At 48.1% G+C, this 17143-nt stretch carries 17 protein-coding genes; all 17 read right to left on the reverse strand.

The genetic code is table 11. The features are described 5' to 3' along the window. Window positions 1–22: 22 nt before the first annotated feature. The 17 genes from LQ247_RS14995 to LQ247_RS15075 all read right to left on the reverse strand — a co-directional run bounded on the left by LQ247_RS14995 (window position 23) and on the right by LQ247_RS15075 (window position 17142). Window positions 23–1297 carry a tetratricopeptide repeat protein gene (locus LQ247_RS14995; protein WP_231006222.1) on the reverse strand — a complete coding sequence of 425 codons (1275 nt, stop codon included), beginning with the start codon at window positions 1295–1297 and terminating at the stop codon, window positions 23–25. A gap of 232 nt (window positions 1298–1529) precedes the next feature. Continuing rightward, a complete protein-coding gene (gene aroA / locus LQ247_RS15000) occupies window positions 1530–2816 on the reverse strand; it encodes a 3-phosphoshikimate 1-carboxyvinyltransferase (RefSeq protein ID WP_023857440.1) in 1287 nt (428 codons plus the stop codon). A 10-nt stretch (window positions 2817–2826) separates the two neighbouring features. Then, window positions 2827–3942 (reverse strand): prephenate dehydrogenase, encoded by a 1116-nt coding sequence (locus tag LQ247_RS15005; RefSeq protein WP_025811226.1) that lies wholly within the window; start codon window positions 3940–3942, stop codon window positions 2827–2829. Window positions 3943–3996: 54 nt separating this feature from the next. After that, window positions 3997–5082, reverse strand: a complete 1086-nt coding sequence (gene hisC / locus LQ247_RS15010) for a histidinol-phosphate transaminase (RefSeq protein WP_224067145.1) — start codon at window positions 5080–5082, stop codon at window positions 3997–3999. Window positions 5083–5091: 9 nt separating this feature from the next. Continuing rightward, a complete protein-coding gene (gene trpA / locus LQ247_RS15015; RefSeq protein WP_026579384.1) occupies window positions 5092–5895 on the reverse strand; it encodes a tryptophan synthase subunit alpha in 804 nt (267 codons plus the stop codon). Further along, window positions 5864–7090 (reverse strand): tryptophan synthase subunit beta, encoded by a 1227-nt coding sequence (trpB, locus tag LQ247_RS15020; RefSeq protein WP_020451950.1) that lies wholly within the window; start codon window positions 7088–7090, stop codon window positions 5864–5866. Before trpB ends, trpA begins: the two co-directional genes overlap by 32 nt. Continuing rightward, window positions 7071–7727, reverse strand: a complete 657-nt coding sequence (locus LQ247_RS15025; RefSeq protein ID WP_025811224.1) for a phosphoribosylanthranilate isomerase — start codon at window positions 7725–7727, stop codon at window positions 7071–7073. The genes trpB and LQ247_RS15025 overlap by 20 nt, the downstream gene beginning before the upstream one ends. Continuing rightward, the gene (gene trpC, locus LQ247_RS15030; RefSeq protein WP_020451952.1) at window positions 7727–8485 is read right to left on the reverse strand and encodes an indole-3-glycerol phosphate synthase TrpC; all 759 of its coding nucleotides are present in this window, start codon (window positions 8483–8485) and stop codon (window positions 7727–7729) included. Before trpC ends, LQ247_RS15025 begins: the two co-directional genes overlap by 1 nt. Then, window positions 8478–9494 (reverse strand): anthranilate phosphoribosyltransferase, encoded by a 1017-nt coding sequence (gene trpD / locus LQ247_RS15035; protein ID WP_020451953.1) that lies wholly within the window; start codon window positions 9492–9494, stop codon window positions 8478–8480. Before trpD ends, trpC begins: the two co-directional genes overlap by 8 nt. Beyond that, window positions 9466–11013 (reverse strand): anthranilate synthase component I, encoded by a 1548-nt coding sequence (trpE, locus tag LQ247_RS15040; RefSeq protein ID WP_025811223.1) that lies wholly within the window; start codon window positions 11011–11013, stop codon window positions 9466–9468. Before trpE ends, trpD begins: the two co-directional genes overlap by 29 nt. A 247-nt stretch (window positions 11014–11260) precedes the next feature. Beyond that, window positions 11261–11644 (reverse strand): chorismate mutase, encoded by a 384-nt coding sequence (gene aroH, locus LQ247_RS15045; RefSeq protein ID WP_023857449.1) that lies wholly within the window; start codon window positions 11642–11644, stop codon window positions 11261–11263. Beyond that, a complete protein-coding gene (aroB, locus tag LQ247_RS15050) occupies window positions 11641–12729 on the reverse strand; it encodes a 3-dehydroquinate synthase (protein ID WP_035338513.1) in 1089 nt (362 codons plus the stop codon). The genes aroH and aroB overlap by 4 nt, the downstream gene beginning before the upstream one ends. Then, window positions 12729–13901: a chorismate synthase gene (gene aroC, locus LQ247_RS15055; protein WP_025811222.1), complete on the reverse strand. Its 1173-nt coding sequence runs from the start codon at window positions 13899–13901 to the stop codon at window positions 12729–12731. The genes aroB and aroC overlap by 1 nt, the downstream gene beginning before the upstream one ends. A 71-nt stretch (window positions 13902–13972) precedes the next feature. Further along, window positions 13973–14740, reverse strand: a complete 768-nt coding sequence (locus tag LQ247_RS15060; protein ID WP_020451958.1) for a CheR family methyltransferase — start codon at window positions 14738–14740, stop codon at window positions 13973–13975. A gap of 140 nt (window positions 14741–14880) precedes the next feature. After that, the gene (gene ndk / locus LQ247_RS15065) at window positions 14881–15327 is read right to left on the reverse strand and encodes a nucleoside-diphosphate kinase (RefSeq protein WP_003182994.1); all 447 of its coding nucleotides are present in this window, start codon (window positions 15325–15327) and stop codon (window positions 14881–14883) included. A 124-nt stretch (window positions 15328–15451) separates the two neighbouring features. Next, complete coding sequence (gene hepT / locus LQ247_RS15070; protein WP_020451959.1) at window positions 15452–16414, reverse strand: heptaprenyl diphosphate synthase component II; 963 nt, start codon at window positions 16412–16414, stop codon at window positions 15452–15454. A 29-nt stretch (window positions 16415–16443) separates the two neighbouring features. Further along, complete coding sequence (locus LQ247_RS15075) at window positions 16444–17142, reverse strand: demethylmenaquinone methyltransferase (protein WP_151253413.1); 699 nt, start codon at window positions 17140–17142, stop codon at window positions 16444–16446. Between the last annotated feature and the right edge of the window lies 1 nt (window position 17143).

Genomic DNA, 17143 nt, shown 5'->3' on the forward strand with positions numbered 1-17143 from the left:
ACACAAACCGATCATATCCTGCTTATTCAAAGGAATTTTCATCTTCGATTCTGAAAATCGTCTCCTGGACTTCCTCGTTTGCCGGGTCGAGCTCTGCCAGTTTTTTCAGCAGAGGCAGCGCTTCTTTTCGCCGTCCTTCTTCTAGCAGAAACATTGAATATTCGTAAAGGAAATCGGCGTCATCCCGATAGTGCAAAAATGCGTTCTCATATTCCTCACGCGCCTTGTCGTACACCTCTGTCCGGGCGAACGCCGATGCCAGATGCCAGCTGAACTTCGGATCATCCTCTCCGTATTTGCGCACTTCCTGTACAAGTTCAATAATGCTCTCATCGTCGTCTTCTTCAAGAAACAGGGCAAGCAGGGTATGGACGGCTTCCAGAAATCCGGGGTCCAGCGCGAGCGCTTCACGAAGCAGCTCTTTCGCTTCCGAATGCCTTTTCGTTTTAAAGGCTGCTTTTGCAGCAGAAAGATAAAGCTCTTTGTTGAATTCATCGAAGCGGATTCCTTCTTTTGCCGTTTCAAATGCTTCTTCATAAAGCCCTTCTGCTTCAAAGCTGTTTGCCAGAGGCTTGTAAAGTGAAGAATAAGCAGGATCCATTTCCTTCAGCTCTGTCAGTTGTTTAATCGCAGTTTTAGGATACCCCGCTTTCAGCGCCGTAAAACCAAACCCGAACAGTGTGTTGGGCTCCGGGTTCTCCTTGACGGCTTTTTCATACCATTCAAGCGCTTCTTCAAACGCGCCGGATGAACTTAATGATTCCGCCAGCCTTTGGTACACATTGACGCCGCCGATGACGGCTTCTTCTTCGGCCGCTTTTTTGAATTGACGGACCGCTTTGCCGTAAGCTCCCTGAGTGAAATACAGCTCTCCCAAGGCAAAATCGATAATCGGCTCATCCGGCAAAATGGCTTGGGCCTTTAACAGCTTTTGCTCGCTGACTTCAAACAGACCCTGCATCTGATAGAGGTCAGCCATTAAAAGCAGGCACTGCGGGTACGCTTCATCTGTTTCCGGAATCGTTTCGAGCACGCTGAGCGCTTTTTCTTCCTGGTCGGTTTCGATGAGGAGTTCGGCATAAAAGCATGTCAGTTCCGTTTCATCCGGATACAGTTCATGGAGATCATTCGCTATGGCGATAGCCTTATCGACAATGCCCCATTCGTAATACAGCTGAGCTACTATGGCTTTGTCTTCATCATGAAGGTCAGACTCGATATCAGCAAGCTTTTTCAATCCGCTTTCCGGGTGGCCTGCTTCAACTAATTTTATGGCTTCTTGAATCGAAGTATTCAAATCTAAACGTCCCTTTCTTTCGTCAATTCATCGCCTGCCGTATCAGCCGGCATATCGCGGTGAGTTACTTACTATCATAATTCACGCGGCGGCTTCCGGCAAATATGTTGCCCGCACACCTGTATGAAGCAGATTGATTCTGTTAAGACAAGCTATGCGGGAGACATTCGTTTTATGATCAAACGCCCGGCTTTCATGATTTTCCGGGCTGAAAAAGCCTGAGCACAAGGCTTCAGGCTTTTTTTGCAAGCTTTTCAATATGTTCAAAAAACGAAGGATATGAGACGCTCACAGCTTCAGGCTGTAAAATGTCGATCGGCTGCTCGCAGATGCAGGCGGCGATTCCCAGCATCATTCCGATCCGGTGGTCCCCGTGGCTTGAGACTTTCGCGCCGCCTGTAAGAGGCGTCCTGCCGTGAATCTTCATCCCGTCTTCTGTCGGCTCGATGTTCGCACCGATTTTTTTCAGCTCTGAGGCGACGGTATCGATTCGGTTCGTTTCTTTTACTTTGAGCTCAGCCGCGTCTTTGATGACCGTCGTTCCTTCAGCCTGTGTAGCGAGAAGAGCGATGATCGGTATTTCATCGATGAGGCGCGGAATCAAATCGCCCGAAATTTCAGCGGCTTTCAAAGAGGACGTTTTGATTCTCAGATCGCCGTACGGCTCGGCGTTTCCGGCATTTTTTTCTTCGATTTCAAGATCGGCCCCCATTTCTTTCAAGACATCGATGATTCCCGTCCTGGTCGGATTGAGTCCGACATTGCGAAGCACGACTTCACTGTCAGGAACTAGGGAAGCCGCTGCCAGGAAAAACGCAGCTGATGAAATATCACCCGGCACGAAGACTTCGGCCGCTTTCAGCTGCTGCCCGCCCTCAATTGTTACGCTTGTTTCATCTTCCTGAAGGCTGACACCGAACATTGACAGCATCCGTTCCGTATGGTCTCTTGATTTATGAGGCTCCGTCACCGTTGTGGCGCCTTCGGCCTGCAGACCTGCAAGCAAAACGGCAGATTTGATTTGCGCACTTGCAACAGGCGACTGAAAATCGATCGCTGCCAGATGTCCGCCGCGGACAGAGAGCGGTGTATATTCCCCTCCGGCGCGGCCGTCGATTTTCGCTCCCATTTTTCGAAGCGGTTCTGTGACACGCTTCATCGGCCTTTTGGCGATGCTCTCATCGCCGGCGACTGTGCTGTGAAACGGGCGTCCCGCCAAAATGCCGAGCATCAGCCTGATCGTCGTTCCGGAATTCCCCACGTCAAGGAGTTCCGCAGGTTCAGCCAGCTGATCGAGCCCTTTGCCGAGGACGGTGACATCACTGCCATTCTGTTCGATTTCCACACCCATTTTCCGAAAGCAGGCGATCGTGCTCAAGCAGTCGGCTCCTGGCAAAAAGTTTTTGATGACCGTTTTCCCTTCTGCTATGGCTCCGAACATAACAGAGCGATGAGAGATGGATTTATCTCCCGGAATATGAAGCTCTCCTTTTAGTGAACTGATTTTTCCTCTTTTCATGTGTTCCACCTCAATCAGCATAAAATGTTTCATATTTTGCGCGGGTTTGAATGCATTTTTCGGCGCGTTTTCGATCTTCATCGGATTGAAAGCTGATTCTGAGAACACCGTTTATGTCTTCCCTTGTTTCAATAATCCGGATGTTCGTAATGCTGATTTTCTCGTCAGCGAGAATCGCCGTAATTTCCGAGATGACCCCGGGATGGTCGGGGACATCGACATAAAGATCGTAAAAGGAAGGAATCGCGCCTTTTTGCCGCAAAGGCAGACCGTCGCGGTATTCCTTGGCCTGCCGAAAAAATTCAAACAGCCCGTCTGCATCTTCATTTTCGATAAAAGACTGGATTCTGTCCAGCTCAAATTTCCATTCGTCAAACCGTTCCAATATTTTATCTTTATTGTGCAAAAGAATATCGCGCCACATCGCCGGGCTGCTTGAGGCAATTCTCGTAATATCGCGGAAGCCCCCTGCGGCAAAACGCTTGACGAGCGGATAATGATCTTCGAATTTGACGGTCTGGTGGACGAGACTTGCCGCTACGACGTGCGGAAAGTGGCTGATCACGCTTGTAACGGCGTCGTGTTCAGCCGGAGACATTTCCACAAACTTTGCATTTGTTCCTTTGAGCAGATCTTTTAAGGAAGCAACCGCTTCTTTGCCGGCGGAGCCGGAAGGCGTCAAAATGTAAAACGCGTTCTCGAAAAGGAAGTCTTTGGCGGCTGCGACGCCCGATTTATGCGATCCGGCCATCGGATGGCCCCCGATAAACCTGTATTCATCCGGCAGCACTTTCTCGGCATGGCTGACGACCTTTTGTTTCGTGCTGCCGACATCTGTAATGAGCAGCTTTTTTCTGATGCCTGAAGCGGCAAGTTCATCAAGCATGTGAAGCGTCTGTTCGACCGGCGCCGCTAAAAAAACGGTTGATGCTTCTTTCACCCCTTCTAAAAAAGAAACAGCCGGAGCATCAATAACGCCAAGCTTTTGTGCAGCTCTTGCCTGCTCTTCTGACACGTCAAACCCGATGATCCGTTTGCCGGGGTGTTCCTTTTTGATGGCAAGGGCGATCGAACCGCCGATTAAGCCCAAACCGGCCAATAAAATCGTTTCATTTGGTTGAGTCATTTTTTATCACCTAAGTTCATCAATAGACTAAAGAGGTGACTGAATCATCACCTCTTACAACATGCCGGCTAACGTTTTCAACAAGCCTTCGTTCTGTTCCTTAGTACCGACCGATATTCTAAGGAATGTCGGAAAGCCGAGCGCATTCCCCGATCTGACGATATAGCCTTTTTTCAGCAGCTCCATGAAAAGTTCGTCTGCATCCCGTTTAAAATCGATCAGCACAAAGTTCGTTTGTGAAGGATAGTAATTTAGCCCGTGCTCATCACAGAAATCGTAGTACTGTTTGAGCCCTTCATTGTTTTTTCTCACGCAATCGTCGATAAATGCCTGATCACCCAGGGCGGCAAGCGCGGCAGCCTGGCCGAGCCGGTTTGTATTAAACGGCTGTCTCGCCGGCTCAACCGCCTGAATCAGCTGTTCAGAGGCAATCCCGTAGCCGACCCTCAAAGACGCTAAACCGTAAGCTTTTGAAAACGTCCTGAGAATCATCAAGTTCGAAAAGCGTTCCAAAAGCGGAATGGTCTCAGGGTAGTCTTGAGCCGTTACGTATTCGTAATAAGCTTCATCGACGACAGCAAGGACATGTTCCGGGACTTTTTCAAGAAAACGGATCAGGTTGCGGCTGGATTCATACGTTCCGGTCGGATTGTTCGGGCTGCAAACCCAGACAACCTTCGTCTGTTCATCGATCGCCTCCAGCATTGCATCCAGGTCGTGGCAGCCGTTTTCAAGCAGGCCGATTTCCCTGACTTCCGCTCCTTCGATGACAGCATTGTGCTTGTATTGTGAAAATGTCGGATTCGCCATTACAGTGTTTGATGCAGGATCCAACAAAGAGCGGGAAATAATTTGAATGACTTCGTCCGTTCCGTTTCCAAGGATGATGTTCGTTTCGTTTACGCCGAGATGGGAGGCAAGCTTTGTTCTTAATGCCGCACTATAGCCGTCAGGATAGAGAGCCATTTGCTGCACTTCGGTCTGGAGCGCTGCTTTTGCCGCTTCCGAACAGCCGTAAGGATTTTCATTTGAAGCGAGCTTGACGACCCGGTCGAGGTTGAATTCTTTTTTGACCTCTTCAATCGGTTTGCCCGGCTTGTAAGGCGTTAATTGTTTTAACTGTTCTTTAATTTGCAACATTCTGTCACCTCATTTTACCATGTACGATCCGCTAAATGTCTTAGCGTATGCCTCAAACGCCTTTAAGGCTTGTTCCCTTGTCTCAGGGGCGATGAGTTCGTCTTTCAGCTCTTCGATCTTTCTGACAAGGGCGCTTCCCACGACAACGCCGTCCGCCAGTTCATTCATCATCTCCACTTGTTTGGAGCTGGAAATCCCAAACCCAACGGCAACCGGGACGGAGCTCATTCCTTTAACTGACCTGATAAATGAAGAAACAGAATCTTCGAATTCATTGCGCACACCTGTCACACCGAGCGAAGAAACGCAATACACAAAACCTTCCGCTTGCTGCGTTATTTTTTGAATGCGCGATTCGCTTGTCGGCGCGACCAGCGAAATATAGGTAATCCCGTGTTTTTTACACTGCTGCTGCAAATATACACTTTCCTCAAAAGGAAGGTCCGGTACAAGGAGTCCGTCTAGCCGATTTTGTCGCAGTAAAGCGAAAAAGTGATCTGTATCTAATTGTAACACAGGATTATAATACGTAAAGAGAATAATCGGAATATGGACGCCGTTTTTTTTCATTTCACCGCCAAGCCTGATCGCTTTTACGATGTTCATGTCGTTGTCAAGCGCCCTTTTGGACGCGCGCTGAATCACCGGGCCGTCAGCGAGCGGATCAGAATACGGAACCCCGAGTTCAAGGGCGGACGCCCCCGCCTCTTGAAGGGATTTCGCCAGCTCGATCGAGATTTCAGGCAGCGGGTCTCCCGCTGTAATAAACGGAACAAATAACTTATCGGACGGCTGTTTTTTCAGATTGAACATCTTGATTCACCTCTTCTTCCAACACCTTCATCAAGGTATGGACGTCTTTGTCTCCCCTGCCTGAAAGGCAGACGAGAACACTTTTCTCTCTCGGCAGTTCTTTAGCGATGTCAAATGCTTTTGCCAATGCATGGGCGGATTCAATAGCCGGCAAAATGCCCTCTGTCTCTGTCAGCAGCCTTAATGCCGAGACCGCTTCATCATCAGTGACAGATTCATACGTGACGCGCCCTGTTTGATGAAGATGAGCGTGCTCGGGGCCGACCCCCGGATAATCAAGTCCTGCTGAGATGGAATAAGGCTCAATGATCTGTCCGTACTCGTCTTGAATCAAGTAGGTCAAAGAACCGTGGATAACGCCTTTTGTACCCTTTGTGATCGTTGCCGCGTGAAGGGGGGTGTCGACACCTTTTCCCGCAGCTTCGACTCCGATCAGTTCAACAGTTTCTTCAATGAACGCGCTGAACATCCCGATCGCATTGCTTCCGCCTCCGACACAGGCGACAACTTTATCGGGGAGGCTTTGCTCCAATTGATAAAACTGCGCTTTCGCCTCTTCGCCGATCATCCGTTGAAATTCACGGACGATATAAGGATACGGGTGCGGCCCGACGACGGAACCGATCATGTAAAAATGATCCTGGCAATGCTGAACCCAGTAACGGATCGCCTCGTTTGTAGCATCTTTTAATGTCCCGTTTCCGCTTGACACCGGAACGACCTCCGCTCCCAAGAGCTTCATCCGGAACACGTTCAGCGATTGTCTGGCAACATCTTCTTCACCCATAAAGACAATGCATGACAAGCCGAACTTTGCAGCGACAGTCGCCGCAGCCACGCCGTGCTGCCCTGCGCCGGTTTCAGCGATGAGCTTTGTTTTCCCCATTTTCTTGGCCAACAGAGCCTGGCCGAGGGCATTGTTGATTTTGTGGGCGCCTGTATGGTTTAAATCTTCTCTTTTTAAATAAATCTTCGCTCCGCCCAGCTGCTTTGTGAGCCGGTCAGCGAGCGTCAAAGCCGTCGGCCTGCCTGAGTAGTCTTTTAAAAGCTTTTGATAATCCTTTTGAAACGAGGGGTCGTCTTTCAGTTCAAGAAACGCTTTTTCGATTTCTTCCAAAGGCTGCATGAGTGTTTCCGGCACGAATTTCCCGCCAAAATCACCAAACCTGCCTTGTTCATTCGGATATGAATACATGTTCGAACATCCTTTCTTCTAAAAGGCCGATCAGCTTTTCGCTTTTCCTGCCTCTTTCTTCAATTCCGCTTGCCAGGTCGATTCCCGGCGGGCGCCGCTTTAAAAGATCCGCGATTGTGTCCGGGTTCACGCCCCCGGCGATAAACAGTCGCTTTCTTTCTCTTTGCGCTGCATCTTTATACATCGGAACGCTGTCCCACGAAAACGAAACGCCCGTTCCTCCTCTGAGCCCTTTAACAGACGAGTCGATGACATACCCGTCGATGTAAGGTGCGAAAGATGCCATGCGCTGAACGGTATCATCCCCATGGTGGAGCGCCTTCCAAATCTCGCAGTCTGTCATGCTTTTCAGCCGCTTGATGTCTGCCTCTGTTTCATCTCCGTGAAGCTGGATCACGTCCAAACCGGCATCTTTTACGATTTCTGCTATTCTGCAAATATTTTCATTAACAAAGACGCCGACAAGCTTTTTACCCGCTGTATCCGTTTTGCCACACCAGCGTTTCACATCCTCCGGGTCTGCCGACCGTCTGCTTTCGGCGAAAATAAATCCGAGGTAATCGGCTTTCGAGCGGGCTGTCACCTTTAAATCTTCCAATGAATGAATCCCGCAATATTTTAAGCCCGGTTTCTCCATCATCCGTTCTCTCCGAATAACGCATGGACAGCCTTCAGCTGTGACGGCTCTCTCATTAACGATTCGCCGACTAGCACAGCCCGGGCTCCGCACGCTTTTACAAAAGCGAGGTCTTCCGATTGTCCGATGCCGCTTTCGCTGATAAGAACGCTCCCTGACGGAACGAGTTTTGCCATACGCTCCGTTTGCCCGACGGATGTTTCAAAGGTTTTTAGATTTCGATTGTTTACGCCGATGATTTCGGGTGTAAAGACATTTAAAATACCTTCAAGCGTCTCTTCGCCATGAACTTCGACAAGCACATCCATACCTTTTTCAGCAGCTTGCTGATAGAGGTCAAACAGCTTTTGCGGTTCAAGCGCTTCTCCGATCAGCAGGATCGCATCCGCTCCGATGCGGTCCGCTTCTTCAACCTGAATGGAATCAATGATAAAATCCTTGCGCAGTACTGGCAGCGAAACCGAGCGTTTCACATCTGACAAATAACTGTTCTTCCCTTGAAAAAAAGGTGTATCTGTCAGAACAGACAAACAGTCGGCTTTAGCCTGTTCGTACTGTTTAGCGATTTGTACGGGCTCAAAGTTTTCCTGAATCACACCTTTTGACGGTGAAGCTTTTTTCACCTCCGCAATTAAAGCGACAAACCGGTTAGGAGAAAGAAGCGCCTTTTTAAATGACCGCTTTGGCAGCTTCAAATCTTCCGGCAGTTCGATTTTCAGAATGTCTTCTCGTTTTCTATCAATAATTTGATTAAGCATACAACTCTTCCTCTTTCTGTTTTAATCGTTCCAGCTGATCAAGCGCCTCACCGCTTGCAACAGCTTCTAAAGCGAGTGCAACGCCTTCTTTTAAACCCGGCGCCTGTTCTGCGACGTATAAAGCGGCTCCGGCATTAAACGCTGCGATATGAACAGCCGAATCCGGAGCGCGGTTTTTCAAAATATCGACGATGAGACGGCCGCTTTCTTCAGGCGTCGCCACCTGAATGTCGCTTATGCTGCCGAACGGCAGACCGACATCGCCAGGCTCAACGGTGTATTCGTATGTTTTGCCGCCTTTCAGTTCAATCACATCTGTCGGCGATGTGATCGACAGTTCATCAAGACCGTCCCGGCTCGATACAAACAATACGTGTTCCGGTTCAAACGCTTCAAGTGCGCGGGCCATGAGCTTTGCTTTTTCAATCGAGTAGACGCCGATCACCTGGCGCTTGGCTTTCATTGGATTGCTGAGCGGGCCGAGCAGATTGAATACGGTTCTAAAAGCCAAATCCTTCCTTGCGCCGGCCACGTGCTTCATGGAAGAGTGATAGCTTGGCGCATAGAGGAATCCCATATTGCGGCGTTCAATGCTCTGAATCGTTTCTTCAGGCGACGTCTGAATTGAAACGCCGAGATATTCGAGAACATCAGCGCTCCCGCTTTTTGAAGAAACGGAACGATTACCGTGTTTGGCGATTTTTGCCCCGGCTGATGAAGCGATGATCGCCGCCGCTGTGGAAATGTTGAAGGTGGAGCTTCCGTCTCCTCCGGTTCCGCACGTATCAACAACATCTTCCGGCCCGTTTATTGTTTGCGCCTGCTCCCGCATGGCTCTGACAAATCCCGCAATCTCTTCAGCCGTTTCTCCCCTGTAGGCGAGAACGGATAGGAGGCCTCCAATTTCCGCGGCGCTCAGCGAGCCGGTCATCATGTCACGCATGATGCTGTGTGCCTCGGTTTCATTCATTGTTCCTCCATTAACGCATGATTTCAGCAGTTCGTTCATTGCCGTCCTCCCCCTTTTCGAGAAACATTTCTTCAGCGATTTGAATCGTTTTTAACAGAGCCCCCGCTTTATTGCAGGTCTCTTCCCACTCTTTTTCAGGCACGGAGTCGGCTACGATGCCTGCTCCGGCCTGGATGGACGCCACTCCGTTTTTCACGCTCATCGTCCGGATCGTGATGCATGAATCGATATTTCCGTCAAATCCGATATAAGCAATGCATCCCCCATATGTTTCCCTCGGTTCGGGCTCAAGTTCATTTAAAAGCTGAATCGCGCGGATTTTCGGAGCGCCGGTCAAAGTTCCGGCCGGAAATGCGCTCATTAAAGCGTCTACCGGATGAACGCCCGCTTTTAACGAGCCGGTTACGATCGAAATGATGTGCATGACGTGTGAAAAGGAAACGATTTTCGTAAACTCGGGCACTTGGACAGATCCGTACTCAGCTACTCTGCCGATATCATTTCTCGCCAAATCGACGAGCATGTAGTGCTCCGCTTTTTCTTTCTCATCAGCTAAAAGATCTTTTTCGAGCCGCTTATCTTCAGCCTGATCACCGCCTCTTTTCCTCGTGCCGGCAATCGGATGAATTTCAAGATGACCGTTTTGAACATGGATCAGGCGTTCAGGCGAGCTTCCGACGAGATCGCGGTCAGGAAGCTTCATGTAGTACATGTACGGGGACGGGTTGACCATTCTCAGCACTCTGTATAACTCAAAAGAACTGACCTTCACCGGAATATCGAACCTTTGCGAAAGGACGCCTTGAAAAATGTCTCCCGCTTTAATGTACTCTTTCAAGCGATTAACATCGGCCAAAAACCGGGATTTCTCATATGTTGATTGAACCCCTTTAAAGCTGGGGGCCGTGTGCCGTCCTTGCGGGAGAAACAGCTCTTTCGTCGTTTTCCGGCCTGACAGCCTTTGTGTAAGCTGTTTGAGCTCTTCTTTCCCCTTTTTAAAAATGCGCTGTTTCTCCTCCCTTGTTTCACTGCCTTCAAGCCTTGCATAGTGGATGAAATGCAGCTTTTTCAGCTCGTGATCATAGGCGATCATCGTCCGGCAGACAAACAGGAGGCATTTTTCCATCTCCGTTTCTTTGCTGTGCCCTTTGACGGACGGTTCAATGAGCGGCATTAAATCATAGCTTAAATAGCCGACCGCTCCCCCTGTAAACGGGATGTCGAGCTCAGGCGCTTTGATCGAATATGTCTCCGACATCCATTCGAGAATTTCTTTTAACTGTGAAGCTGAATATAGCTTTTTCTGCTTTTGATCGCAGGCGTGAAACCGGCCGCATTCTTCTTTGATCGTCAAAAAGGGGTCCAGACCGATGAAAGAATATCTTGACCATGCAGAGGTTTCATCCTGGCTTTCCAGCAAATACACGATGTTTTCCTGCAGCTTCTCGACCAATTGAACGGGCGTCAGCGTATCGACGGAAAAACTCTCAATTATCGGTATTGTTTTAAAGTGTGAAGTATCCTCTGAAAAAGAGGCAAAATCGGTTTGCAGACTCAACAATCTCTCACTCCTTTTTCAGGCGGAGAGAATGAGAAGAAGGCCTTTAGAGGACAAATGATTGAATTGAAGAGGGGAAAACGAAACAAACCCAAAAGAACAGCGTCTTTTGGGTAGAATGAATAAACGTTTTGTCTCAACTCAGCTCATCTCAGCTCATTCTCAATCTACCCTAGTCTCATACTCAGCTTTTCTAGACTAAAACCCCATACACACTCCTGTGTATTTCAAGGTTTCTACAATCGTATTACAATTCAGTATTTTTTGTCAATGATAAATCAGGTCTGAGCGTTACGGCATTTTCTAAATAAACGTGGCGGACTTCATCCTGCCGCATATCCGTCTGAACCGTCATCATCACTCTGATGCATTTTTTAAGGGCGTGTTCAACATCCATTTCCTGCATGCACATGACGGGCACATGCTGCCAGCCGTCAAACGTTCTGACGACCTTTGCGGGAAAAGCAGCGTGAATATCGGAAGTGGCAGAAATGAAGATCTGCACGACTTGCTCAGGTTTGAGTTGATTTTCATCGATCATTTTTCCGATCAGCTGCTTCGTCCGCTCCGTAATGTCTTTTTCTGTATCCTGGTCAACTGTCGTCGCTCCCCGAATTCCGCGCATCATCATTTGCCTCCCTCCAATCTCCACATATTCAGCCATCGTTCAATTTCATCGGCTTTAAAGGAGTGCAGCCGCACACTGCCGATCTTATCCAGCAGAACAAACTGAATGATGCCTCTGCGTGTTTTTTTATCGTTCATCATTCGATTGATGAGAGCTTCTGTTGAAACTTCGCGTTTTACGCTTTCCGGATAGCCGAGATTTTTCAGCCAGGCGGCGATTTTTGTGCGGTCAACAGGACAATTCAACACCTTCTCGCTGACAAACAAAGCAAATTGCATGCCTAAAGCGACAGCGTCGCCATGGGTCATCTCTCCGTAGCCGTATTCGGCTTCAACGGCGTGGCCAAGCGTATGCCCAAAATTCAGATAGGCCCTGATTCCCTGTTCGCGCTCGTCTTGTGAGACAACTTCCGCTTTAATCGAAATGCCTTTGTACACCATTTCACTGAGCTGGCCGGTCGTAATCGCTTTAATTGAATCAATTTTAAGCAATTCGTTCAAGAAAGATTCATCACGGATAAATGCGTGCTTAATGACTTCCGCAAGACCTGAACGCATTTCTTTTTCAGAAAGCGTGCTCAAGCATTCGGTATCATAAACCACCGCCTTCGGCTGATGAAAAGCGCCGATTAAGTTTTTTCCGAGCGGATGATTAATGGCAACTTTCCCTCCGACCGCGCTATCATGAGACAGCAGAGTCGTTGGGAATTGCACATAATCGATGCCCCTCATAAAAGTTGAAGCGACGAACCCTGCAAGATCGCCGACAACGCCGCCGCCCAGCGCCACAATGCATGACGAACGGTCAAGGTGAAATTGAATGGCTTCCGTCTGGAGCTTCATAAACAGATCGATTGATTTGGCCTGTTCACCGCTTGGCACCGCAACCTTTTTGACGGGCCATTTGCTGCGGAGAAGGCCGAACAGTTCTTCTCCATAGTGTTTATCAACTTCTTCGTCGGTGATCAATAGCACTTTCGTCATCGGAAGGTTCAAGGATGACAAGAGCTCTGCCGCGTTTTTTCTAATGCCTCCCCCGATGAACACCGGGTAGGACAAAGAAGCGGTTTCGATTTGAAGTGATTTCATTAAAACTCCCTCGCAAGCTTTCTCATTTTCTCAACATTTTCAGCGATCCGGTCCATTTGGTCAACGCCAAACTGCTCGACGATCGCCTTGGCGATTTCCCATGCAACAACCGCTTCAGCCACTACGCTTGCGGCAGGGACAGCGCAGGAATCGGAACGCTCGATGCTTGCTGTAAACGGCTCTTTCGTCTCGATATCAACGCTTTTGAGCGGTTTGTATAACGTTGGAATCGGCTTCATCACGCCTCTGACGACAATCGGCATTCCCGTTGTCATCCCGCCTTCAAGGCCGCCGAGACGGTTTGTAGCGCGCGTATAGCCTTTTTCTTCGTCCCAAATGATTTCGTCATGGACTTCACTGCCGTTTTTGCGTGCAGCTTCAAAGCCGATGCCGAATTCAACACCTTTAAAAGCATTGATGCTCAGCACGGCGGCAGCCAGCTTGCTGTCGAGTTTGCGGTCGTAATGGACATAGCTGCCGACTCCTACCGGCACCCCTTCAACAATCACCTCGACGATTCCGCCGATCGAATCGCCATTTGCTTTTGCTTCATCGATCGCGTCCATCATTTTTCTGCCCGCTTCTTCGTCATAGCATCTGACAGGAGACTCTTCGGTTACTTTTTTCAAGTCTTCGATAGATTCATAATTTGTTTTTTCGGCTTTTACTCCGCCGATCTCCAGCACGTGGCCGGCCACTTGGATGCCGAGCTGGGAAAGGATCTTTTTGGCGACGGCTCCTGCCGCCACACGGACGGTCGTTTCTCTGGCAGATGAACGTTCAAGCACGTTGCGCATATCTCTGTGCCCGTATTTGATCGCGCCGTTCAAATCAGCGTGACCCGGTCTTGGCCTTGAAATCTGTCGTTTCATTTCGCTTTCTTCTTCAGCCGTGATCGGCTCTGATCCCATGATTTTCGTCCAGTGTTTCCAGTCGTTGTTTTCGACGACGAGAGCGATCGGCGATCCAAGAGAACGCCCGTGCCTTACACCGCTTGTGATCCGTGCCTGATCTTTTTCGATTTGCATCCGGCGTCCGCGGCCGTGGCCTTTTTGACGTCTTTGAAGCTCGTAATCAATGTCTTCTTTTGTGATATAAAGCCCTGCTGGGACTCCTTCGATAATTGTCGTAAGCTGCGGACCGTGAGATTCACCGGCTGTTAAATACCTCATGCTTTCGTTCTCCCTTCATCACATTAACGCTTTTAAGTAAAACTATAACATAACCTTTTATAAAAAGTCAGCTAACTTTTTTGATAGAAAAACGTATCTGTCGATTGAAAACCGTATTTTTCCGGATTGAAGATCTGTTCCGTGCTTCCGACAAACAAAACTCCATTATTCTTCAAACTGCCGCTGAACTTATGATAGATCTTCTCTTTTGCTTCCTCTGTAAAATATATGAGAACATTGCGGCATACGATGATATCAAAATCTTTCTCATATGCATCAGCCAGTAAATTGTGTTTTTGAAAGCGAATGTTTTTCTTGATCTCGTCTTTGACGGCAAATCGGTTTCCGTCTTGCGTAAAATAAAGTTCCTTTATCTCTTTCGGCACTTCCTGCAGAGATCTTTCCTGATACACGCCTTCTTTCGCTTTCGCAAGAACTTTGTCATCGATATCTGTTGCGATGATCTGATAGTCTGAGAGGCCTTTCTGTCTGCTTAAAATCATCGATAATGTATACGGCTCTTCACCGGTTGAACATGCTGCACTCCATACTTTCAATGTTTTCGCAGGCTTTAAGAGCGGGAGGATGGTTTTTTCGAGAACCTCCCACCTCTTATAGTTTCTGTAAAATTCTGAAACATTAATCGTCATCCTGTCCAGCGTTTCCTGCAGAAGAGCTTCATTCTTTTCTAAAGCGAGCGCAAATTCGCGGAAATCGCCGTACCCCTTTTTTTCATAAAGAGATGTTAGCCTTCTTTTCATTTGCGCCTCTTTGTACAATGCCAAATCCACACCAGTTATTTTTTTCCATTTATCAACAAAGAAACTGTAATTGTCCATGTTTTCTCTCCTAATCGTCGTGCTGATATGAGTACAATTATAGCTTGTTTTCTTTTAAATTTGTATCTTTAAAAAGAAAAAAGCCTGCCCGGCGGCAGCCATTCTGATCCATATAAAAAAATCAGCTTTTCAGCTGATTTTTAGTAAATCCATTGATTCATTAACTTCTCGTCTTCAACAAGTTCGTCTTCTTTAAAAAACAAGTTGATTTCGCGTGCTGCACTTTCAGGAGAATCTGAACCGTGAATGATATTTTTTCCGACAAACATGCCGAAGTCTCCGCGAATTGTTCCTGGGAGCGCTTCCTTAGGGTTCGTCTTCCCGATCAGCTGTCTGGCGACCGCGATTGCGTCTTCGCCTTCCCACACCATGGCGAATACCGGGCCTGAAGTAATAAAGTCGACAAGCTCGCCGAAAAACGGTTTGCCGTTATGTTCTTTATAATGCTCGCCTGCCGTCTCTTCTGAGACCTTCATCAGCTTGGCTCCGATTAATTGTAAGCCCTTACGTTCGAATCTTAACAAAATTTCGCCGATCAGCTGACGCTGAACGCCGTCAGGTTTTACCATCACAAAGGTTTTTTCCATAGTCGATTCTCCACCCCGCTAATATGTATAGGCTTTCAACACTACAACAGAAATATAGCATTTTTCAAACAATTAATCAATAAAGGGTGGAGAATATTCATACTTTCGACTCATTTGTCTTTTTTTAGAACTTTCGTTTACCGATGTATTTCGCAATTTGGCCCAGTGCCGTCCGCGCCCGGTTTTTCGGGAGCGTTTCAAGCAGTGCGAAAGCCTTATTTAAATACATTTCGCTGACTCTGAACGATTGTTCGATAGCATCGGTTTTCTTCAGTTCTTCGATCACTGGTTTGATCTGTTCCGGAGTCGTTTCACTGTTGACCAGCATCAGCCGCGCTTTTAATTCAGGCGATTTCCGTGCATATAATACGGGAAGCGTGACATTCCCCTGAAGCAGATCACTGCCCACAGGCTTGCCAAGCTCTTTTTCGCTTGAGGTGAAATCGAGGATGTCATCAATAATTTGATAGGACATGCCGACATAATAGCCAAACCAGTACAACGTTTTATGAATGTTTTCACCCGCGCCGGCAGCAATGGCGCCTAGCTGGCAGCTCGATGCGATCAGAAGGGCTGTCTTGCGCCTGATTCTCCGCAAATAGGTTCTGAGGTTTTGCTCCATATTATATTTATCTTTGATTTGTTCAATTTCTCCAAGACAGACTTCGACAATCGCCTTGGACAAGATTTCATGGGCTTTCGGTTCGTTTATTTTCGTCATCGCTTCAAGTGAGCGAGCGAACAAATAATCACCTGTGTACATTGCAATCCGGTTATCCCACTTCGCTTTGATAGTCGGCTGTCCCCTTCTAAGCTCCGCATCATCGATGACATCGTCGTGTACGAGCGAAGCCATATGTATCAATTCCAATGAAACAGCGACATTTTTAATTTTGTTGATATCGTATTCACCGAACATGCCGGAAAGCAGGACAAACACAGGACGAATCCGCTTGCCTCCGGCCTGCAGCAAATGCAGGCTCGCTTCACTTAGCAATGGATAGTCGGAGTGCACGGTCTTTTCAAGCTCTTTTTCTATTAATTCAATATCGTCATTTAAAAAAGAATAAAACGTTGTCAATTTCATATCGATTCACCCGAGTATTTCAGTAGTCATCATCGCTTCAAGCCGACATGTGTAGCCGCTACGCCGCCTGTGAACGGATGATATTGAACATTTTCTAATCCAGCCTCTTCAAACAATGCAGCAAGCTCTTTCATACCAGGAAATTCCCTGGCCGATTCCTGAAGCCATGAATACTCCTTAAAGCTTTTGGCAAAGAGCTTTCCAAACATGGGCATAATAAAACGGAAGTACAGGAAGTACAGCTGTTTGAACCCGAACATTTCAGGCTGGGACGTCTCAAGGCATACAACCTGGCCGCCGGGTTTTACCACGCGCGCCATCTCTTTTAATACGGTTAAATAGTCGGGAACATTGCGAAGCCCGAAGCCGATGGTGACATAGTCGAACGTATTGTCCGGGAAGGGCAGTTCCATCGCGTTGCCGTGGATCAGTTCGATCTGGCTGTAGCTGTCGGTCTTTCGTTCGGCGATGCTCAGCATGTTTTTGCTGAAATCAAGGCCCTTGATTTCCCCTGTCTCTCCGGCCGCATCAGCGAGCGCGATTGTCCAGTCGCCCGTCCCGCAGCAGACGTCAAGGGCTTTGGCTCCTTTTGGTACGTTCATGAGCTGCATCGTTTTGTCGCGCCATTTTTTATGCTGTTTAAAGCTGATGACGGAGTTCATCTGGTCGTAATTTTTATAAATCTTTTCAAACACGCCGTGTACGCGCTGTTCTTTTGACTGCACCATG

It is taken from the genome of Bacillus sp. BS3(2021), assembly GCF_021043345.1.
In the GTDB taxonomy this organism is placed as follows: domain Bacteria; phylum Bacillota; class Bacilli; order Bacillales; family Bacillaceae; genus Bacillus; species Bacillus paralicheniformis.